This is a genomic window from Aromatoleum evansii, assembly GCF_012910805.1.
Taxonomy (GTDB): domain Bacteria; phylum Pseudomonadota; class Gammaproteobacteria; order Burkholderiales; family Rhodocyclaceae; genus Aromatoleum; species Aromatoleum evansii.
Genome location: NZ_WTVK01000012.1, coordinates 56,293 through 73,827, shown reverse-complemented (window position 1 = coordinate 73,827; position 17,535 = coordinate 56,293). Strand labels below are relative to the sequence as shown.

Below are 17,535 nucleotides of genomic sequence, written 5' to 3'. Positions count from 1 at the left end.
TGCCTCAGTGCAGCACGCGCGGCATCGCAAGCACGAAGGTCGGAATCTCGGCGTCGAAGCGGTGCCCGTCCGCAGCCACCATCTGGTAGCTGCCCTGCATCGTCCCGACCGGGGTTTCCAGAACCGAGCCGCTCGAATAGCTGAACTGCTCTCCGGGGGCTAGCGCCGGCTGTTCGCCGATCACGCCCTGGCCGCGCACTTCCTGCACCTTGCCGGCGCCGTCGGTGATGATCCAGTGGCGGCTCAGGAGTTGTGCGCCGACCGTGCCTACGTTGGTGATCGTGATGTGGTAGGCGAACACGTAGCGGTCTTCTTCCGGCGCGGACTGGCCGGGGACGTATTCCGCCACCGCGGTCACCTTGATACGGTATTTTTCCGATTCGCTCATTGACGGGTCTCTCTGGTGGGCGCCGTCGTCCGGGGCACGTTCGGGACCGTGGAACACGCGAAGGCGGCGCAGGAGGTTAAAATAGCACTTTTGTCCGGAAATACCGCCATGTCCGTTTCGCCCCTGACCGCTCTTTCCCCGCTCGACGGCCGTTACCACGAAAAGGTCGCAGCTCTGCGCGAGCACTTCTCCGAGCATGGTCTGATCCGCAATCGCGTGCGCGTGGAGATCGAATGGCTCAAGGCCCTGGCGGGCGAGCCGGGGCTGGCGGAGATCGCGCCGTTCTCGGCCGCGACGGTGGCGGAACTCGATGGTGTCGTCGCGAAGTTTTCGCCGGCTGACAGCGCCGCGGTGAAGGCCATCGAGGCGACCACCAACCATGACGTGAAGGCGATGGAATACTGGCTCAAGGAGCGTCTGGGCCACAACGCCGAAGTCACCAAGGTGTCCGAGTTCATCCACTTCGCCTGCACCTCGGAAGACATCAACAACACCTCGCACGCGCTGATGCTGCGCGAAGGCCGCGACGCGGTGCTGCTGCCCGTGCTCGACAAGGTGATCGCGCGCTTCCGCGAACTCGCGCACCTGCTCGCCGACCTGCCGATGCTCTCGCGCACGCACGGACAGCCGGCCAGCCCGACCACGCTGGGCAAGGAGATGGCCAACATCGCCGCACGCCTGTTGCGTGCGCGCGCCGCCATCGCCGCGGTGTCGCTGACGGCCAAGTTCAATGGCGCGGTCGGCAACTACAACGCGCACCTGTCGGCCTGGCCGGCCTTCGACTGGGAAGGTTTCAACCGCCGCTTCATCGAATCGCTGGGTCTGGAGTTCAACCACTACACCATTCAGATCGAACCGCACGACGCGATGGCCGAGCTCTTCGATGCCATCGCGCGCACCAACACGATCCTCATCGACGCGTGCCGCGACATCTGGATGTACATCTCCTTCGGCTACTTCAAGCAGAAGCTCAAGGAGGGCGAGGTCGGCTCGTCGACGATGCCGCACAAGGTCAATCCGATCGACTTCGAGAACGCGGAGGGCAACCTCGGAATCGCCAACGGCGTGCTGCGCCACTTCACCGAAAAGCTGCCGGTGTCGCGCATGCAGCGCGACCTCACCGATTCGACCGTGCTGCGCAACATGGGCGTCGGCTTCGGCCACACGGTGCTGGCGCTCGATTCCTGCCTGCGCGGACTGAACAAGCTGGAAGCCGATCCGGCACGCCTCGCGGCCGATCTCGACGGCGCGTGGGAAGTGCTCGCCGAGCCGGTGCAGACGGTGATGCGGCGCTTCGGCATCGAGAACCCGTACGAGCAGCTGAAGGCGATGACCCGCGGCAAGGGCATCACGCGCGAGGCGCTGCAGGATTTCGTTCGTACCCTGGCGATTCCCGAGGCGGACCGCCAGCGCCTGCTCGACATGACCCCCGCGAGCTACGTCGGCAAGGCTGCCGAACTCGCGAAGCGCATCTGAGCGCCGGCCGGCCGCGGCCGGCACGGACTGCGACAACGAACGCCACCTGCGGGTGGCGTTTCCATTGCAATACTGGAAAGGAAACAGGAATGGCGTTTGCCGACAATCTCAAGCAACTGCCCAAGATATCGCACCTCGCAGCCCTCAATCTTCTCGATGCCGAGGGCGCGACCGTTGCCACCATCGAGAACAAGCCGGGGCAGGCAGGCTCCCTGGCGGTGTACAACCACCTTGCCCAGCTCTATGGCTCGATCAACGGCGAAGCGGCGAAGAAGGGGCTGGAACTGTATGCGGAGCACACCGAGGACGCACGCCTGAATCCGGGCAAGCATCCGAACATCGACCGGCTGATCGGGGTCATCGAGCGCGGCGAGGCGCTGCGCGTGAAGCAGGTGTTCGCGGTGTGAGCCGGAAGTTGGAGCTTCGTTCGCCCTGAGCTTGTCGAAGGGCCCTGCCAAGGCTTCGACAGGCTCAGCCCGAACGGTATCGGGTCTTCCGGGTTTATACCTGCGGCGCGCTTCAGGCGCCGCCCAGGCCGAAGAAATCGCGGATGCCCAGCATGCCGATCTGGAAACCGATGGCGACCAGGATCAGGCCCATGAAGCGGGTGAAGATGCGCTCGACGCGCGGCGTGGCCAGACGCTGGCGCACGAGCGCGAGGCGCAGCGTCGCCCACAGCACAGCCGCGGTGGCGACCGACGCGAGCAGCGCGACGACCGGCAGGTAGAGGCGGGACGGGTAGGCGACCGACAACGTGATCGCGGTCGTGATCGCGCCCGGGCCTGCGACCAGCGGCATCGCGAAGGGCACGACGATGCGGTCCTCGGCGTCCTCGGGCGAAGCCTCGTCGCGCTGGATACCGCTCGGGCTGCCGCGCAGCATGTCGAGGCCGACGAGGATGATGACGAGCCCACCTGCGGTGCGGAAGGCGTCGAGCGAGATGCCGAAGAGTTCGAGGATGTAGCGGCCGCCGATGGCAGCCCCGGCGAGGATGGCCAGCACGGCCATCGCCGCCTGGCCGGCCGCGCGGCGTCGTGCAGCGACGGACATGCCGGCGACGATGCCGAGGAACATCGGTGCGGCGATGATCGGGTTCGTGATCGCCAGAAGGCTGACGAAGGCCTGCAGGAACTCGTTCATCGCCGGGCAGGGGAAGAGGTCAGACGACCGCCTCTTCCTTTTCCTTCTTGGGCTTGATGAACTGCTCGCGCGAGACGCCCAGCCACATCACCAGCGGGGCGGCGACCAGCACCGAGGAATAGATGCCGAACAGGATGCCGATGGTCAGCGCCATCGCGAAGTAGTGCAGGGTCTCGCCGCCGAACAGCAGCATCGCCAGCACCATCATCTGCGTGCTGCCGTGGGTGATGACGGTACGCGAGATCGTCGACGTGATGGCGTGGTCGAGCACTTCCGGCGTGGTCATGCCGCGCTTCTTCTTGAAGGTCTCGCGCACGCGGTCGAAGACGACGACCGACTCGTTGACCGAGTAGCCGAGCACCGCTAGCACCGCTGCCAGCACCGGCAGCGAGAATTCCCACTGGAAGAAGGCGAAGAAGCCCAGGATGATCACGACGTCGTGCAGGTTGGCGATGATTGCGGACACCGCGAAGCGCCACTCGAAGCGCATCGCGAGGTACACCACGATACCGAAGATCACCAGCAGCAGCGCCATCGCGCCATCGGACGCGAGCTCCTTGCCGACCTGCGGGCCGACGAATTCGACGCGCCGCAACTCGGGGGCGCCGCCCACGGCCTGCAGCGTCGCCATCGTGCGCTCGGACACCTTGGTGGTGTCGAGATCCTCGCGGTTCGGCAGGCGGATCAGCACGTCGCGCGAACTGCCGAAGTTCTGCACCTGCGCGTCCGGGTAGCCGCTGGTGGCGAGCGCGCTGCGGATCGGCTCCAGTTGCGGCGCTTCGGCGTAGGCAACCTCAACCAGCGTGCCGCCGGTGAATTCCACCGACAGGTGCAGGCCGCGCGTCGCGAGGAAGAACACCGCCAGCACGAACGTGATCAACGAGATGATGTTGAACGTCAGCGCATGGCGCATGAACGGGATGTCTTTCTTGATGCGGAAGAATTCCATGATTCAGCCTTCTATTCAGCCTTGTGCGTGCGCGGCGGTCAGTTGCCCGGCTTCCAGATCTGCCCGATGGATACCGATTCGAGCTTGCGGCGGCGGCCGTAGAGGAGGTTCACCAGCATGCGCGAGATCAGGATCGCGCTGAACATCGAGGTCAGGATGCCCAGGCAATGCACCACCGCGAACCCGCGCACCGGCCCGGAGCCGAACACCAGCAGCGCGATGCCGGCGATGAGCGTCGTGATGTTGGAGTCGAGAATCGTGTCGAAGGCGCGCTCGTAGCCGGCGTGGATGGCCGCCTGCGGCGAGACGCCGTTGCGCAGTTCCTCGCGGATGCGTTCGTTGATCAGCACGTTCGCGTCGATCGCCATGCCCAGGGTCAGCGCCATCGCCGCGATGCCGGGCAGCGTCAACGTCGCCTGCAGCAGCGACAGCAGGGCGACGAGCAGGAGCAGGTTGGCGGCGAGCGCGATCACCGACACCAGGCCGAACAGCATATAATACACGCTCATGAAGATCGCGATCGCGACGAAGCCCCACAGCGTCGAGTGGAAGCCCTTGGCGATGTTCTCGGCACCGAGGCTGGGGCCGACGGTGCGTTCCTCGATGATCTCCATCGGGGCGGCGAGGCTGCCGGCGCGCAGCAGCAGCGCGACGTCGCTCGCTTCCTGGGTCGTCATGCGGCCCGAGATCTGCACGCGCCCGCCGCCGATCTCGGTGCGGATCACCGGCGCGGTCACGACCTCGCCCTTGCCCTTCTCGATCAGCAGGATGGCCATGCGCTTGCCCACGTTCTCGCGCGTGACGTCGCGGAAGATGCGGCTGCCGGCGGCGTCCAGCGTGAGGTGCACGGCGGGCTCGTTGGTCTGGCCGTCGAAACCGGGCTGGGCGTCGGTGAGACGGTCGCCGGTGAGCACGACCTGGTTGCGCACCAGGATGGGCGAGCCGCCGCGTTCGTTGTAGAGCTCGGTGCCGAGCGGGACGCTGCCGGCAAGGGCGCCTTCGAGCGCCCCCGGGGTCTCGTCGACGAGGCGCACTTCGAGGGTTGCGGTGCGGCCGAGGATGTCCTTGGCCTTGGCGACGTCCTGCACGCCGGGCAGCTGCACGACGATGCGGTCGAGGCCCTGCTGCTGGATCACCGGCTCGGCGACGCCCAGCTCGTTGATGCGGTTGTGCAGCGTGGTGATGTTCTGCTTGATCGCGAAGTCGCGGATGTTCTTCTGCGCGTTCTGGCCCAGGGTCGCGACCAGCTTCAGGTCGTCCGATGCGTCGTCGCGATCGGTGAGCTGCAGGTCCGCGGTGCTGGCGGAGATCGCCTTGCGGGCGGCTTCGCGCTGCTCGGCGTCGCGGAAGCGCAGCAGCACGTTGTTGCCTTCGCGTGTGATGCCGGCGTGGCGAACGTTCTTGTCGCGCATCAGCGTGCGCAGGTCGGCGGCGGTCGCGTCGAGGCGCTTGGTGATCGCGCCGGGCATGTCGACCTGGAGCAGGAAGTGCACGCCGCCGCGCAGGTCGAGGCCGAGGTACATCGGCAGCGCATTGATCGAGGTGAGCCAGTTCGGCGAGGCGGACAGGAGGTTCAGCGCGACGACATAGGAGGGGTCGCGCGGATCGGGGTTAAGGCGCTTCTCGATGGCGTCCTTCGCGCGCAGCTGGACGTCCGTGCTGGCGACGCGCACGCGGACGCTGTTGGTGTCGCTGAACAGGCCGGTGTGCTCGATGCCCGCGTCCCGTAGCGCCTGCTCGATCGTGCCGTTGAGGGACGCGTCGAGCTTGAGGGTGGCTTTGCCGCTGGAGACCTGAACTGCGGGCACTTCACCGTAGAAGTTGGGAAGGGTGTAGATCAGGCCGAAGAACAGGACCAGACCGATGAGAATGTTCTTCCAGAGCGGATAGCGGTTCATGACTTGGATGGGCTGGAAAGGGGATGCGGCAGGTCATTGCTGCGCGGGGCGGGCAAGCGGCCGGTACGCCCCGCGCGAGGAACCTCAGAGGGTCTTCAGCGTGCCCTTCGGCAGCACGGTGGCGACGGCCTGGCTCTGCACGAGGATATTGACGTTGTCCGCGACCTCGATGCGCAGGAAGTTGTCGCCGACCTGGGTCACGCGGCCGGCGATGCCGCCCTGGGTGACGACCTCGTCACCCTTCGCGAGCGCGGAAACCATCGCCTTGTGTTCCTTCGCGCGCTTCATCTGCGGGCGGATCATCAGGAACCACAGGACGATGAACATCAGGATCAGCGGCAGCATGCCCATTAGGCCGCCGGTGGGGTCGCCGCCGGCCGCGGCCTGGGCGTATGCGTTGGAAATGAACACGGGTGAGACTCCGGGTGGTTGCTTAAAGCGGTCGATTATAGCAGCAGGGCTTCGCGCGCCTGTGGCAAGCGGAAGCGGGCGCAGCGCGAGCGCACGAACTGCCGGGCGCGGTCTAGTGTGGGAGCGGCTTCAGCCGCGAATGGGCCACGCTGCGTGCGATACCGCCGATTCGCGGCTGAAGCCGCTCCCACGGGGAAGTTGCCACCCGCGGGCAAGCAGGCGGGCGCCCGGTCCGTCACTGCGTGCCGGTGCTGCGCTCGCTGCGGAAGCGTCCGCGGTAGGCGTCGAATTCGCCCGCGGCGATCGCTGCGCGCAGCTCCGCCGTGAGGACCTGGTAGTAGCGCAGGTTGTGGATCGTGTTGAGCATGCTGCCGAGGATCTCGCCGGCACGGTGCAGGTGGTGCAGGTAGGCGCGGCTGAAGTTGCGGCAGGTGTAGCAGTCGCACGAGGGGTCCAGCGGGCGGGTGTCCTGCTTGTGGATGGCGTTCTTGATCTTGATGTCGCCGAAGCGCGTGAACAGCCAGCCGTTTCTCGCGTTGCGCGTGGGCATCACGCAGTCGAACATGTCGATGCCGGCCGCGACGCCCGCGACGATGTCCTCGGGGGTGCCGACGCCCATCAGGTAGCGCGGCTTGTGCTGCGGCAGGCGCGGGGCGGTGTGGGCGAGGATGCGCTCCATGTCTTCCTTGGGCTCGCCGACCGACAGGCCGCCGATCGCGTAGCCGTGGAAGCCGATGTCCTCGAGCGCGGCCAGCGACTCGTCGCGCAGGTCCTCGTACATGCCGCCCTGCACGATGCCGAACAGCGCGTTGGCGTTGCCAAGGCGGTCGAACTCGTCGCGCGAGCGCCGCGCCCAGCGTTGCGACAGGCGCATCGACCTGGCCGCCTCGTCGCGCGTCGCGGGATAGGGCGTGCATTCGTCGAAGATCATCACGATGTCGGAGTTCAGCGTGTGCTGGATCTGCATCGAGATCTCGGGCGTGAGCAGCAGCTTCGCGCCGTCGATCGGCGAGGCGAACTTCACGCCCTCCTCGCTGATCTTGCGCAGTGCGCCCAGGCTGAACACCTGGAAGCCGCCCGAGTCGGTGAGGATGGGCTTGTTCCAGCCCATGAAACCGTGCAGGCCGCCGTGTGCGGCCACGACTTCGAGGCCGGGACGCAGCCATAGGTGGAAGGTGTTGCCGAGGCAGATCTGCGCGCCGATGTCGTCGAGCGCGGCCGGCGTCATCGCCTTGACCGTGCCGTAGGTGCCGACCGGCATGAAGACGGGCGTCTCGACGACGCCGTGGGCGAGGGTGAGGCGGCCGCGGCGGGCGGCGCCATCCTGGGTGATCAGGTCAAATTGCATCGTTGCGGCGGGTGATGAACATGGCATCCCCGTAACTGAAGAATCGGTAGCCTTCGCGCACCGCGTGGGCGTAGGCGCGACGGATGGGCTCCATGCCGGCGAAGGCGGACACGAGCATCAGCAGCGTCGACTTCGGCAGGTGGAAGTTGGTGATCAGGGCGTCGGCGACGCGGAAGCGGTAGCCGGGCAGGATGAAAAGCTCGGTCTCGCCCACGCCGGGGCCGAGATCGCCGTCCTGTGCGGCGCCTTCGAGCGCGCGCAGGCTGGTGGTGCCGACGGCGATGACGCGCTTGCCGGCGGCCTTCGTCCTCGCGATCGCATCGACCGTTTCCTGCGGGATCACGTAGCGTTCCCGGTGCATGTGGTGCTCGCCGAGGTCGTTCACGCGTACCGGCTGGAAGGTGCCGGCGCCGACGTGCAGGGTGACCCAGGCGCCGTTCACGCCCTGGCGCGCAAGATCGGCGAGCATCTGCTGGTCGAAGTGCAATCCGGCGGTCGGTGCCGCGACCGAGCCGGGCTCGCGCGCATAGACGGTCTGGTAGCGCGATTCGTCGTGGTCGTCCGCGGCGCGGTCGATATAGGGGGGCAGGGGCAGCTTGCCGTGCTTTTCCAGCAGTTCGTGGAGGTCTTCGTCCTCGGGGAAGCGCAGATGGAAGAACTCCCCGGCGCGGCCGAGCACCGTGACGTCGAAGGCGTCGGCCAGGCGCAGGCGCGCGCCGGCGCGCGGCGACTTGCTCGAGCGCACCTGGGCGAGCGCCTCGTGCGGGCCGATCGCGCGTTCGATCAGCACTTCGATCTGGCCGCCGGTCTCCTTGACGCCGTAGAGGCGCGCATGGATCACGCGCGTGTCATTGAAGACGAGCAGGTCGCCGGGCTCGACGAGCGATGGCAGGTCGCAGAAGCCGCGGTCGGCGAGGTCATCGCCGGCGAGCACGAGCAGGCGGCTCGCGCAGCGTTCCGCAAGCGGCGCCTGGGCGATCTGTTCGGGGGGGAGCAGGTAGTCGAAGTCGTCGAGAGTAAGTGACATGCGCTTGCCGCTGGCTGGGGCTTTCATGGATAATGCGGCGCTTCCCGTGCCGGGATGGCGGAATCGGTAGACGCAGCGGATTCAAAATCCGCCGCCGCAAGGTGTGTGGGTTCGAGTCCCACTCCCGGCACCAGTCTTTCTTCAGCGGAAAGCGCAGCAAGGTCGCGGATTCTAGCAGAGTTCGCCGGTCGCCAAAGTCCGCCGCGAGCCCCCTCCCCGTAGCTTCCGATCCGCCACCCCGTCCGTGCGGCGCAGTTGCGTCGGGATCTCTTCGAGCGCATTCCCTGCGCGCCACATTGCGGCCGCGCAGCCTCGGCAGCCCGGGCGGATAATTTCAAGTTCGAAAAAAACTGAGCATCGTTCATTTCGGATCTTCTTTTTCGGAAGCTGTGGCGTGTCCATACTTCATTTGCGGGCTGGTATGCCGGCTCATCACGAAGGAGATGGTGCAATGCGAATCGATCTGCAATGTAACGGTGTCGAACCCCCTGCCGGTCTGCGCGAGTACGTCGCACGGCGGATGAAATTCGCAATCGGCCGCTTCCGCGACCAGATCAAGTGGGCGCGGATCAAGGTGGCGGACGTGAATGGGCCGCGGGGCGGCGTGGATAAGCGTTGCGTGGTACAACTACGCCTGCGCAACCTGCCCGACGTGATCTTCGCGATCACCGAAGTCGAGGCACGTTCCGCGATCGACCGCGCGGCCGACCGCGTATCGCAGGTGCTGGCGCGCCGGCTCGAACGCCAGCGTCGCATCGTGCGTGACTTCCTGCCCGACGCGGTGCCGGCCGGCGCCTGATGGATTTCACTCAAAATTCGAACAAAGGAGGTAATCGCTCGATGGAAAACCGTATCGCAACAATGACCCGCTCGGAGGCCTCGGTCCTCTCGACCAATCGGGTCATCCGCAACACCTACATGCTCCTGTCGATGACGCTGGCGTTCTCCGCCGCGACCGCGGGGCTTTCGATGGCGCTCGGCCTGCCGCATCCGGGGCTGATCATCACGCTGGTGGGCTACTTCGGCCTGCTGTTCCTGACGACCAAGTTCCGCGACAGCGGCCTGGGCGTGCTGTTCGTGTTCGCGCTGACCGGCTTCATGGGCTACACGCTGGGGCCGATCGTGTCGAAGTACCTGGCGCTGCCCAACGGTCACCAGATCGTGATGCAGGCGATGGGCGGCACGGCGGCGATCTTCCTCGGCCTGTCGGCCTATGCGGTGACGACGCGCAAGGACTTCTCGTTCATGGGCGGCTTCCTGACCGTCGGCATCCTCGTCGCTTTCCTCGCCGGCCTCGGCGCGGTGTTCTTCGAGATGCCGGGCCTCTCGCTGGCCGTGTCCGCGATGTTCGTGCTGCTGATGTCGGGGCTGATCCTGTACGAGACCAGCAACATCATCCACGGCGGTGAAACGAACTACGTGATGGCGACGGTGACGCTGTATGTGTCGATCTACAACCTCTTCACCAGCCTGCTGCACCTGCTGGGGGTGATGAACGACGACTGATCCCTTGCGCCCAGGCAGGGCTCGGGCAAGGAGAACGGGGCGGCCTGCGGGTCGCCCCGTTTTTTTGTGGGAGCGGCTTCAGCCGCGAATCGGCGGTGTCGCAAGTGGGGCGGCCCCTTCGCGGCTGAAGCCGCTTCCACGGGGATGTCCCGGGCTACGCCGAACGCGTTCTTCGCGAGATTCGCAGCAGCAGCTTGCGCGCTTCGTCGAGCAGCAGGACGCTGGAGGCGACCAGTGCGGAGCGCAGCCAGTCCTCGGTTGCGAGCGCGGTGGTGCCGAAGATCTGTTGCGCCGGCGGCCAGTTGACGACGATGAGCTGGAGTGCGAGGACGCCGCAGAGCGCCAGCCACAGCCTGGCATTGCGCAGGAACTGGCGGTTGAAGGCGCTGCCGTATTCGCTGCGGGCGTTGAAGACGTTGAAGAACTGGTACAGCACGAAGGTCGTGAAGGCCAGCGTGAGCGCGTATTGCTCGCCGTGCGTGTCGAGTGCGGAGTGGAACAGCCACAGCGTGCCGGCCATCATCGTGGCGCCGTACAGGGCGAGCCGGCCGAGGCGGTGTGCCGTCAGGATATGGGCGGCCTGCGGGCGCGGCGGCGCGCGCATGATGCCGGGGCGCGCGGGCTCGACGCCGAGCGTCATCGCCGGGGGGCCGTCCATGATGATGTTGATCCACAGCAGCTGGATCGCCGTGAAGGGCGAGGGCAGGCCGGCGAGTGTGGCCGCGAGGACGGTGAGGATGGCGCCGATGTTGGTTGACAGCTGGAAGCGCACGAACTTGACGATGTTGTCGAAGATGACGCGGCCTTCCTCGACGGCGCGCACGATGGTGGCGAAGTTGTCGTCGGTGAGCACCATCGTCGCCGCTTCGCGCGTGACCGCGGTGCCGGTGATGCCCATCGCGATGCCGATGTCGGCGGCCTTGAGCGCGGGCGCGTCGTTCACGCCGTCGCCGGTCATGGCGACGACGTGGCCGTCGGCCTTGAGCGCCTTGACGATGCGCACCTTGTGGGCCGGCGACACGCGCGCGAAGACCGCGATGGCGTCGATGCGGCGGGCCAGCGCAGCATCGTCCATCGCGTCGAGTTCGGCGCCGCTTACGACCTCGCCCTGCAGGCCCAGTTCGCGTCCGATCGCGGCGGCGGTGGCCTTGTGGTCGCCGGTGATCATCTTGACGCGGATGCCGGCCTGGCGGCAACGCCGGATCGCTGCCGCGGCTTCGGCGCGCGGCGGATCCATCAGGCCGGCGAGCCCGACGAAGGTCCAGTCGCGCGCCCAGACCCACAGGTCGCCGGCCGGGTCGAAGTCGCGAGCGGGGATGTCCCGTCGTGCGACCGCGAGCACGCGCAGCGCCTGACCGGCGAGGCGCTCGTTCTCGGCGGCGATCGTGGCGCGCATTTCGTCGTCGAGCGGGAGGGCGCCGGTGCCTTCCGCTGCGCCCGCGGCCCACGCGGAAGAGCGCGCGAGCAGTACGTCCGGGGCGCCCTTGATGCACATCTCCACGCGATCGCCCCGGTGGTGGAAGGTCGCCATGAACTTGTGCGCCGAGTCGAAGGGGATCTCGGCGATGCGCGGGATGCGTTCGCGCTCGGCCTGCGGATCGACGCCGCCCTTCTGCGCCAATACCCACAGCGCGCCTTCGGTGGGGTCGCCGACGAGGGTCGCCTCGCGCACGCTGGAATCGGAGCACAGCGCCATCGGCATGAGGAGGGGGTGCAGGTCGGCCAGCCCTTCGCCGCAGATGCGGCCGGCGGCGTGATAGCCCTCGCCGTCCACGGTGAAGCGGCAGCCGGCGAACCAGCCGGCGCGGGCGGTCATCTGGTTGAGCGTGAGGGTGCCGGTCTTGTCCGAGCAGATGACGGTGGTCGAGCCCAGGGTTTCGACCGCGGCGAGCTTCTTCAGGATGGCGCCGTTCTGTGCCATGCGCCACATGCCGATGGCGAGGGTGACGGTGACGACCGCGGGTAGTCCTTCGGGGATGGCGGCGACGGCGAGGGCGACGGCGGTCATCGTCGCCTGCACCCAGGGCAGGCCGCGCGCGGCATCGAGCGCGAAGATCACGGCGACGACGATGCCGGCGATCAGCGCGAGGCGCTTGCCGAGGACGTCGAGCTGGCGCTGCAGGGGGGTCTCGCTGTTGGTGGTGCTGGCGATCATGCCGGCAAGCTTGCCCATCTCGGTCGCCATGCCGGTCGTGACGACCAGCATTTCCGCGCGGCCGCGGGTGACGACGGTGTTCATGTAGAGCATGTTCACGCGGTCGCCGAGGGCGAGCTCGGGGGTGTCCAGCGTGTCGGTGATCTTGCCGACGGCCTGGGATTCGCCCGTCAGTGCCGCTTCGTCGACCTCGAGGTTGTGGGCGGCGATCAGGCGTCCGTCGGCGGGAACGCGGTCGCCGGCCTCGAGCAGGACGACGTCCCCGGGCACGAGGCTCGTCGCGTCGACCTCCATCTGCCGGCCGTCGCGGCGCACGCGGGCGCGTGCGGCGAGCATGTCCTTGAGCGCCGAGAGCGTGCGTTCGGCGCGGTGCTCCTGCCAGAAGCCGAGGCTGGCGTTGAGGACGACGACCACGAGGATGACGAGCGCGTCCTTGAGCTCGCCGATCGCCCAGGCCAGTCCCGCGGCGAAGATCAGCACGACGATGAGGAAGCTGCGAAACTGGTCGAGGAACTTGAGCCAGGCGGGCCGTGGCGGTGCCTCGGCGAGGCGGTTCTCGCCCGTGCGCGCGAGGCGCTCGGCGGCATCCGTGCCAGAGAGACCGTGCTCAGGGGCGACTTCGAGGGCGGCCGCGGTGGCGGCCCGGCCGAAGGTGTGCCACCGGGTGTGCCAGGGCGTTTCAGTGTTCATCGCCGGAGTATCCTCGCGCGGAGCGCGGCGGGTGCCGCGCTGCCGTCATTCGGAGGGCGGCGTGTCGGCCTGCGAGGGGGTTTCCTGTTCGGCGGAGATCTCGACGAGGCGCGTCGCGAGCACCTTGTCGATACGCTTGCCGTCGAGGTCGACGACTTCAAGCCGCCAGTCTTCCCAGGTCGTCACGTCGCCGGTGTGGGGGATGCGGCCGAGCAGCCACATGACCATGCCGCTGAGCGTGTGGTAGCGGCCCTTGTCTTCTTCGGGAACGGCCTTGATCTCGAGGCGGTCCTTGAGCTCGGGGATGGGGATCATGCCGTCGAGCAGCCACGAGCCGTCCTCGCGCTGCACCGCCCACGCCTCGTCGAGGCTGGACGGACGGAATTCGCCGGTGACGGCTTCGAGCACGTCCTGCAGCGTGACCACGCCCTGGATCTCGCCGTACTCGTCGATCACGAACACCATGTGGGTGCTGGAGGCGCGGAACTGGTCGAGGAGTTCCATGCCGGTGAGCGACTCGGGTACGTAGATCGCGGGTTCGAGCTGCTTGGTGAGGTCGGGCGTGCCGCCCTTGAGGGTCTGGTTGAAGAGCTGTTTCGACGAGATGATGCCGAGGATGTCGTCGAGGCCGCCGCGACACACGGGGAAGCGCGAGTGCTCGGATTCGGCCATGCGCGCGAGGTTGTCGTCGAGCGGCAGGTTGATGTCCAGCCACACGACGTCGGAGCGCGGGACCATCAGCGAGGCGATCTGGCGCTCGTCGAGGCGGAAGACGTTGCGCACCATCTCGTGTTCGTTCTTCTCGATGACGCCGGCTTCGGAACCTTCCTCCAGCAGGGCGTGGATTTCTTCTTCCGTGACGCCGGGGGCGGCCTCGTCGCGTTTGCCCATCAGCGTGAGCAGCAGCGCGGTGGACCAGCTCAGCAAGCGCACGAAGGGGCGCGATGCGACGGAGAGCGCGTTCATCGGCCGCGCGACGAGGCGCGCGATCCCTTCCGGGTTGATCTGTCCGATGCGTTTCGGGACGAGTTCGCCGACGACGATCGACACGTAGGTGATGACGACGACGACCAGCACGGTCGCGCCGATCTCGCTTGGGCGCTGCGCGAGGCCCAGTTCCTGCAGCCACATCGCGAGCGGCGCGGCGAGGGCGGCTTCGCCGACGATGCCGTTGAGGATGCCGATCGAGGTGATGCCGATCTGGATCGTCGACAGGAAGCGCGTCGGTTCCTCGCCGAGCTTGATCGCGACGACCGCAGCGGCGTCGCCATCTTCGGCGAGGCGTGCCAGACGTGCACGGCGTGCCGTGACGAGGGCAATCTCGGACATGGCGAAGACCCCGTTAAGCAGGATCAGGGCAATGAGTACGATGATTTCCATTTTCGCGGGCTATGCGTGACAGGGGCGCGCGCTGCGTGCCGGCACGGACGCCGGATGTGCGCGGAAGACCGATTGGTGCGCCGGCGCCGCGGCAGGGCGCGCGCGAACGCTGGTCGGGAGGGAGTGCCGGCGGTGCGCAGGGCTGGCGGGCAGCGGGAGTGCCCGGGCGAGTGGGATGGCAGGGGGCGCAGGGCAACATCGACCCGGCGAGGTGCGGGCGCACGCGCCCGGATGGCTCGTCAGGCGGGGCCTGTGGCGCGGATGAGGCGAATTTCGACTACCCATAGCGCGGAGTTCATGCAGACCCCGCTACTCCTTCCTGTGTGCTGGATTTCAGCATGATGCATCACTGATGCAGTCGCTGTCACGCGCCCCTGTTGAAGGTCGCGATGCGACGGCGGCGTACGAAGCGTTACAATGGCGCGTTTTGGTTACTTGGAACGGGTCGGATGAAGACCACCTTTCTGGATTTCGAACAGCCGATTGCCGATCTCGAAGAGAAGATCGAGAAGCTGCGATTCGTGCAGGACGACTCGGCGGTGGATATCTCCGAGGAAATCGCTCGCCTCGAAGCCAAGAGCGAATCGCTGACCAAGGATCTGTACGGCAAGCTGACGCCTTGGCAGATCGCCCAGGTCGCGCGTCACCCGCAGCGCCCCTACACGCTGGACTACGTGCGCCACATCTTCACCGATTTCCAGGAACTGCATGGTGATCGCGCGTTCGCCGACGACAAGGCGATCGTCGGCGGGCTGGCGCGCTTCAACGGCCAGAGCTGCGTCGTGATCGGCCATCAGAAAGGGCGTGACACGAAGGAAAAGATCCTGCGCAACTTCGGCATGCCGCGCCCCGAGGGCTACCGCAAGGCGCTGCGCCTGATGCGCACGGCGGAGAAGTTCGGGCTGCCGGTGTTCACCTTCGTCGATACGCCGGGCGCCTATCCGGGCATCGGCGCGGAGGAGCGTGGCCAGTCCGAGGCGATCGGCCGCAATCTGTATGTGATGGCCGAACTGAAGGTGCCGATCATCGCGACGGTGATCGGCGAAGGCGGTTCGGGCGGCGCGCTGGCGATCGCGGTGGGCGATCAGGTGATGATGCTGCAGTATTCGACCTATTCGGTGATCTCGCCGGAAGGCTGCGCGTCCATCCTGTGGAAGAGCGCCGAGAAGGCCTCCGAGGCCGCCGAGACGATGGGCATCACGGCCGCGCGGCTGAAGTCGCTGGGCCTGATCGACCGTGTGGTCAACGAGCCGGTGGGCGGCGCGCACCGCGACCACCGTGCGATGTCGCAGTCGCTCAAGCGGGCGCTGCAGGATGCGCTGCGCCAGGTCGCGGACCTGTCGCCGGCCGAACTCGTCGAGAAGCGTTTCGAGCGACTGATGAGTTATGGCCGCTACAAGGAACAGAACGCCGCCTGAGGCGGTAGTCGAAGAGGCCGTTGCCGGGGTGCTGGCGGCGGCCGGCGTTGCGCCGGGTGAGACCGTGTGCGTGGCGCTGAGCGGCGGAGTCGATTCGACCGTGCTGCTGCATAGCCTGGCGCGTCTGCGCGGGCGCGGCGGTTTCACGCTTGCGGCGGCGCATGTTCACCATGGCCTCAGTCCCCACGCCGACGCGTGGCTGGAGGCATGTCGCACATTGTGTGACGCCCTGGGCGTCGTCTTCCATCCCTTTCATGTGCAGGTGCGGCGCGACGACCCGGCTGGTCTCGAGGCGGCCGCCCGCGCCGCACGCCATGCGGCGCTTGCGCGTGTGCCGTGCGACTGGCTGGCCTTCGGGCACCATCAGGACGATCAGGCCGAGACGCTGCTGTTCCGCCTGCTGCGGGGGGCCGGCGTGCGCGGGGCGGCCGGGATGAGGGAGATCGAGGCGGGGACGCCGGGGCGGCTGCGGCCGCTGCTGGGCTTGCGGCGCGCGCAGGTCCTCGCCTATGCGCGGGCGCAGGGGCTGGCGTGGATCGAGGACGAGAGCAACGCCGACCAGCGCTTCGCGCGCAACCTGCTGCGGCACCGGGTGATGCCGGTGCTGGAGGGCGCTTTCCCCGCCGCGGTGCCGGTGCTAGCGCGCGCGAGCGCGCAGTTCCGTGAGGCGGACGAGCTGCTCGGGGAACTGGCGCAGCTCGACGAGACGGCCTGTGGCGGGGCGACGCTGGAGCGCCAAAAGCTGTTGCGCCTCTCCGACGAGCGCGTGCGCAACCTGTTGCGTTGGCGCATCCGCGCGATGGGCCTGGAGGCTCCGGCGCGTGCGCGGCTGGTTGAGGCGGTGCGGCAGTTGCGCGTTGTATCGGGGGAGCCGTTGCGGCTGTCGCTGGGGGGTGTCGTCTGCTGCGCCTATCGCGACCGGTTGTGGCTGGAGGCGGGGGATGAAATCCCGGTCCGCCAGGCGACGGTGTGGCAGGGCGAAATGGAGTTGTCGTGGGGGACGGGCAAGGTGGTGCTCGTCGAGGCGGTCGGCGAAGGGCTGAGCCGGGCTGCGCTCGAGCGTGCGCAGGAGGTGATGCTGGGGTCGCGCTGGGCGGGGCTCGCGCTGCGTGAGGGCACCGGCCGGCCGCGCCGCAGCTTCAAGAACCTGTGCCAGGAGGCCGGGATTCCGGCGTGGCTGCGGGGCACCCTGCCGGTGTTGCGGGTGGATGGTGTGGCGGCGTGGGTGGGAGAGATCGGCATCGCGGCGGAGTTCCGCTGCGCGCCGGGCGAGCCCGGCGTCGTGCCCGAGTGGCTGCGCTGAAGGCGCTTCGCGGCGCTTGGTGCGCGATCAGTAGCCTTCGCTGAAGCCGCGCATCTGGCGGCGGGCTTTCTTGGTCGGACGGCCGCGCAGGTCGCTGCCGGGTACCGGGGCAAGCTGGCGTTCTTCCTTTTCAAGCGCGCGGCGGGCGCAGCTTTCGGGCGTTTCCTCGTACAGCTGTTGCGCCTCGACGGCGGGGCGGCGCTGTTCGTTGAGGCCGCGCACGGTTACGGTCCAGTGTGCGCCGCCGGCGACGATGTCGAGGCTGTCGCCGATATGCAGTTCGCGTGCGGGCTTGACCGCCTGGCCGTTGAGCTTGACGTGACCGCCTTCGATGGCCTGGTTGGCGAGCGAGCGGGTCTTGAAGAAGCGCGCGGCCCACAGCCATTTGTCGATGCGCATGCGTCCGGCGTCGTGATGTGTGGGGGCGTTCCCGGTGTGCGACACGG

16 protein-coding genes and 1 tRNA gene are annotated in these 17,535 nt (G+C 67.5%); 7 read left to right on the top strand and 10 right to left on the bottom strand.

The annotated features are described in order from the left end of the window. Positions 1 to 4: 4 nt before the first annotated feature. The gene (gene apaG, locus GO615_RS08005) at positions 5 to 388 is read right to left on the bottom strand and encodes a Co2+/Mg2+ efflux facilitator ApaG/CorD (RefSeq protein WP_169126756.1); all 384 of its coding nucleotides are present in this window, start codon (positions 386 to 388) and stop codon (positions 5 to 7) included. A gap of 108 nt (positions 389 to 496) precedes the next feature. Here apaG and purB point away from each other — a divergent pair, with 108 nt between their 5' ends. Further along, positions 497 to 1,864: an adenylosuccinate lyase gene (purB, locus tag GO615_RS08000; RefSeq protein WP_169126755.1), complete on the top strand. Its 1,368-nt coding sequence runs from the start codon at positions 497 to 499 to the stop codon at positions 1,862 to 1,864. An 89-nt stretch (positions 1,865 to 1,953) separates the two neighbouring features. Then, a complete protein-coding gene (locus tag GO615_RS07995) occupies positions 1,954 to 2,271 on the top strand; it encodes a DUF2322 family protein (protein ID WP_169126754.1) in 318 nt (105 codons plus the stop codon). 112 nt (positions 2,272 to 2,383) lie between these two features. On the opposite strand, the gene GO615_RS07990 is transcribed toward GO615_RS07995, so the two are convergent. The 6 genes from GO615_RS07990 to queA all read right to left on the bottom strand — a co-directional run bounded on the left by GO615_RS07990 (position 2,384) and on the right by queA (position 8,637). After that, the gene (locus tag GO615_RS07990) at positions 2,384 to 3,004 is read right to left on the bottom strand and encodes a MarC family protein (protein WP_169126753.1); all 621 of its coding nucleotides are present in this window, start codon (positions 3,002 to 3,004) and stop codon (positions 2,384 to 2,386) included. 19 nt (positions 3,005 to 3,023) lie between these two features. After that, the gene (gene secF, locus GO615_RS07985) at positions 3,024 to 3,953 is read right to left on the bottom strand and encodes a protein translocase subunit SecF (RefSeq protein WP_169126752.1); all 930 of its coding nucleotides are present in this window, start codon (positions 3,951 to 3,953) and stop codon (positions 3,024 to 3,026) included. A 38-nt stretch (positions 3,954 to 3,991) separates the two neighbouring features. Continuing rightward, positions 3,992 to 5,851 (bottom strand): protein translocase subunit SecD, encoded by a 1,860-nt coding sequence (secD, locus tag GO615_RS07980; RefSeq protein WP_169126750.1) that lies wholly within the window; start codon positions 5,849 to 5,851, stop codon positions 3,992 to 3,994. Between the two features lie 84 nt (positions 5,852 to 5,935). Then, complete coding sequence (yajC, locus tag GO615_RS07975; protein WP_169126748.1) at positions 5,936 to 6,262, bottom strand: preprotein translocase subunit YajC; 327 nt, start codon at positions 6,260 to 6,262, stop codon at positions 5,936 to 5,938. A gap of 235 nt (positions 6,263 to 6,497) precedes the next feature. Beyond that, a complete protein-coding gene (tgt, locus tag GO615_RS07970) occupies positions 6,498 to 7,610 on the bottom strand; it encodes a tRNA guanosine(34) transglycosylase Tgt (RefSeq protein ID WP_169126746.1) in 1,113 nt (370 codons plus the stop codon). Further along, complete coding sequence (gene queA / locus GO615_RS07965) at positions 7,600 to 8,637, bottom strand: tRNA preQ1(34) S-adenosylmethionine ribosyltransferase-isomerase QueA (protein ID WP_169126744.1); 1,038 nt, start codon at positions 8,635 to 8,637, stop codon at positions 7,600 to 7,602. The genes tgt and queA overlap by 11 nt, the downstream gene beginning before the upstream one ends. 48 nt (positions 8,638 to 8,685) lie before the next feature. Between queA and GO615_RS07960 the strand changes: the two genes are divergently transcribed. The 3 genes from GO615_RS07960 (at position 8,686) to GO615_RS07950 (ending at position 10,143) form a co-directional block, all read left to right on the top strand. Further along, positions 8,686 to 8,770: transfer RNA gene (locus GO615_RS07960), tRNA-Leu, on the top strand. Between the two features lie 318 nt (positions 8,771 to 9,088). Further along, a complete protein-coding gene (locus GO615_RS07955) occupies positions 9,089 to 9,436 on the top strand; it encodes an HPF/RaiA family ribosome-associated protein (protein ID WP_169126742.1) in 348 nt (115 codons plus the stop codon). A gap of 41 nt (positions 9,437 to 9,477) precedes the next feature. Beyond that, positions 9,478 to 10,143 (top strand): Bax inhibitor-1/YccA family protein, encoded by a 666-nt coding sequence (locus GO615_RS07950; protein WP_169126740.1) that lies wholly within the window; start codon positions 9,478 to 9,480, stop codon positions 10,141 to 10,143. Between the two features lie 154 nt (positions 10,144 to 10,297). Here the strand turns inward: GO615_RS07950 and GO615_RS07945 are convergent, their stop codons facing one another. Both GO615_RS07945 and GO615_RS07940 read right to left on the bottom strand, forming a co-directional pair. Then, positions 10,298 to 12,988 carry a cation-translocating P-type ATPase gene (locus GO615_RS07945; protein ID WP_169126738.1) on the bottom strand — a complete coding sequence of 897 codons (2,691 nt, stop codon included), beginning with the start codon at positions 12,986 to 12,988 and terminating at the stop codon, positions 10,298 to 10,300. Positions 12,989 to 13,033: 45 nt separating this feature from the next. Further along, entirely contained in the window at positions 13,034 to 14,368 is a 1,335-nt protein-coding gene (locus GO615_RS07940) for a hemolysin family protein (protein ID WP_169126736.1), read from the bottom strand. Positions 14,369 to 14,817: 449 nt separating this feature from the next. Between GO615_RS07940 and GO615_RS07935 the strand changes: the two genes are divergently transcribed. Both GO615_RS07935 and tilS read left to right on the top strand, forming a co-directional pair. Beyond that, positions 14,818 to 15,786 (top strand): acetyl-CoA carboxylase carboxyltransferase subunit alpha, encoded by a 969-nt coding sequence (locus tag GO615_RS07935; RefSeq protein WP_169126734.1) that lies wholly within the window; start codon positions 14,818 to 14,820, stop codon positions 15,784 to 15,786. Then, a complete protein-coding gene (tilS, locus tag GO615_RS07930; protein ID WP_169126732.1) occupies positions 15,755 to 17,089 on the top strand; it encodes a tRNA lysidine(34) synthetase TilS in 1,335 nt (444 codons plus the stop codon). Before GO615_RS07935 ends, tilS begins: the two co-directional genes overlap by 32 nt. Positions 17,090 to 17,116: 27 nt before the next feature. Here the strand turns inward: tilS and GO615_RS07925 are convergent, their stop codons facing one another. Beyond that, positions 17,117 to 17,488 carry an RNA-binding S4 domain-containing protein gene (locus GO615_RS07925; RefSeq protein ID WP_169126722.1) on the bottom strand — a complete coding sequence of 124 codons (372 nt, stop codon included), beginning with the start codon at positions 17,486 to 17,488 and terminating at the stop codon, positions 17,117 to 17,119. Between the last annotated feature and the right edge of the window lie 47 nt (positions 17,489 to 17,535).

What these genes read in the sequence shown, in the direction of transcription:
- GO615_RS07990 (WP_169126753.1), bottom strand. Translation starts at nt 3,004, where the DNA reads ATGAACGAGTTCCTGCAGGCCTTCGTCAGCCTTCTGGCGATCACGAAC.
- purB (WP_169126755.1), top strand. Translation starts at nt 497, where the DNA reads ATGTCCGTTTCGCCCCTGACCGCTCTTTCCCCGCTCGACGGCCGTTAC.
- GO615_RS07995 (WP_169126754.1), top strand. Translation starts at nt 1,954, where the DNA reads ATGGCGTTTGCCGACAATCTCAAGCAACTGCCCAAGATATCGCACCTC.
- GO615_RS07925 (WP_169126722.1), bottom strand. Translation starts at nt 17,488, where the DNA reads ATGCGCATCGACAAATGGCTGTGGGCCGCGCGCTTCTTCAAGACCCGC.
- GO615_RS07945 (WP_169126738.1), bottom strand. Translation starts at nt 12,988, where the DNA reads ATGAACACTGAAACGCCCTGGCACACCCGGTGGCACACCTTCGGCCGG.
- secD (WP_169126750.1), bottom strand. Translation starts at nt 5,851, where the DNA reads ATGAACCGCTATCCGCTCTGGAAGAACATTCTCATCGGTCTGGTCCTG.
- tilS (WP_169126732.1), top strand. Translation starts at nt 15,755, where the DNA reads ATGGCCGCTACAAGGAACAGAACGCCGCCTGAGGCGGTAGTCGAAGAG.
- GO615_RS07940 (WP_169126736.1), bottom strand. Translation starts at nt 14,368, where the DNA reads ATGGAAATCATCGTACTCATTGCCCTGATCCTGCTTAACGGGGTCTTC.
- GO615_RS07955 (WP_169126742.1), top strand. Translation starts at nt 9,089, where the DNA reads ATGCGAATCGATCTGCAATGTAACGGTGTCGAACCCCCTGCCGGTCTG.
- GO615_RS07950 (WP_169126740.1), top strand. Translation starts at nt 9,478, where the DNA reads ATGGAAAACCGTATCGCAACAATGACCCGCTCGGAGGCCTCGGTCCTC.
- queA (WP_169126744.1), bottom strand. Translation starts at nt 8,637, where the DNA reads ATGTCACTTACTCTCGACGACTTCGACTACCTGCTCCCCCCCGAACAG.
- GO615_RS07935 (WP_169126734.1), top strand. Translation starts at nt 14,818, where the DNA reads ATGAAGACCACCTTTCTGGATTTCGAACAGCCGATTGCCGATCTCGAA.
- tgt (WP_169126746.1), bottom strand. Translation starts at nt 7,610, where the DNA reads ATGCAATTTGACCTGATCACCCAGGATGGCGCCGCCCGCCGCGGCCGC.
- apaG (WP_169126756.1), bottom strand. Translation starts at nt 388, where the DNA reads ATGAGCGAATCGGAAAAATACCGTATCAAGGTGACCGCGGTGGCGGAA.
- secF (WP_169126752.1), bottom strand. Translation starts at nt 3,953, where the DNA reads ATGGAATTCTTCCGCATCAAGAAAGACATCCCGTTCATGCGCCATGCG.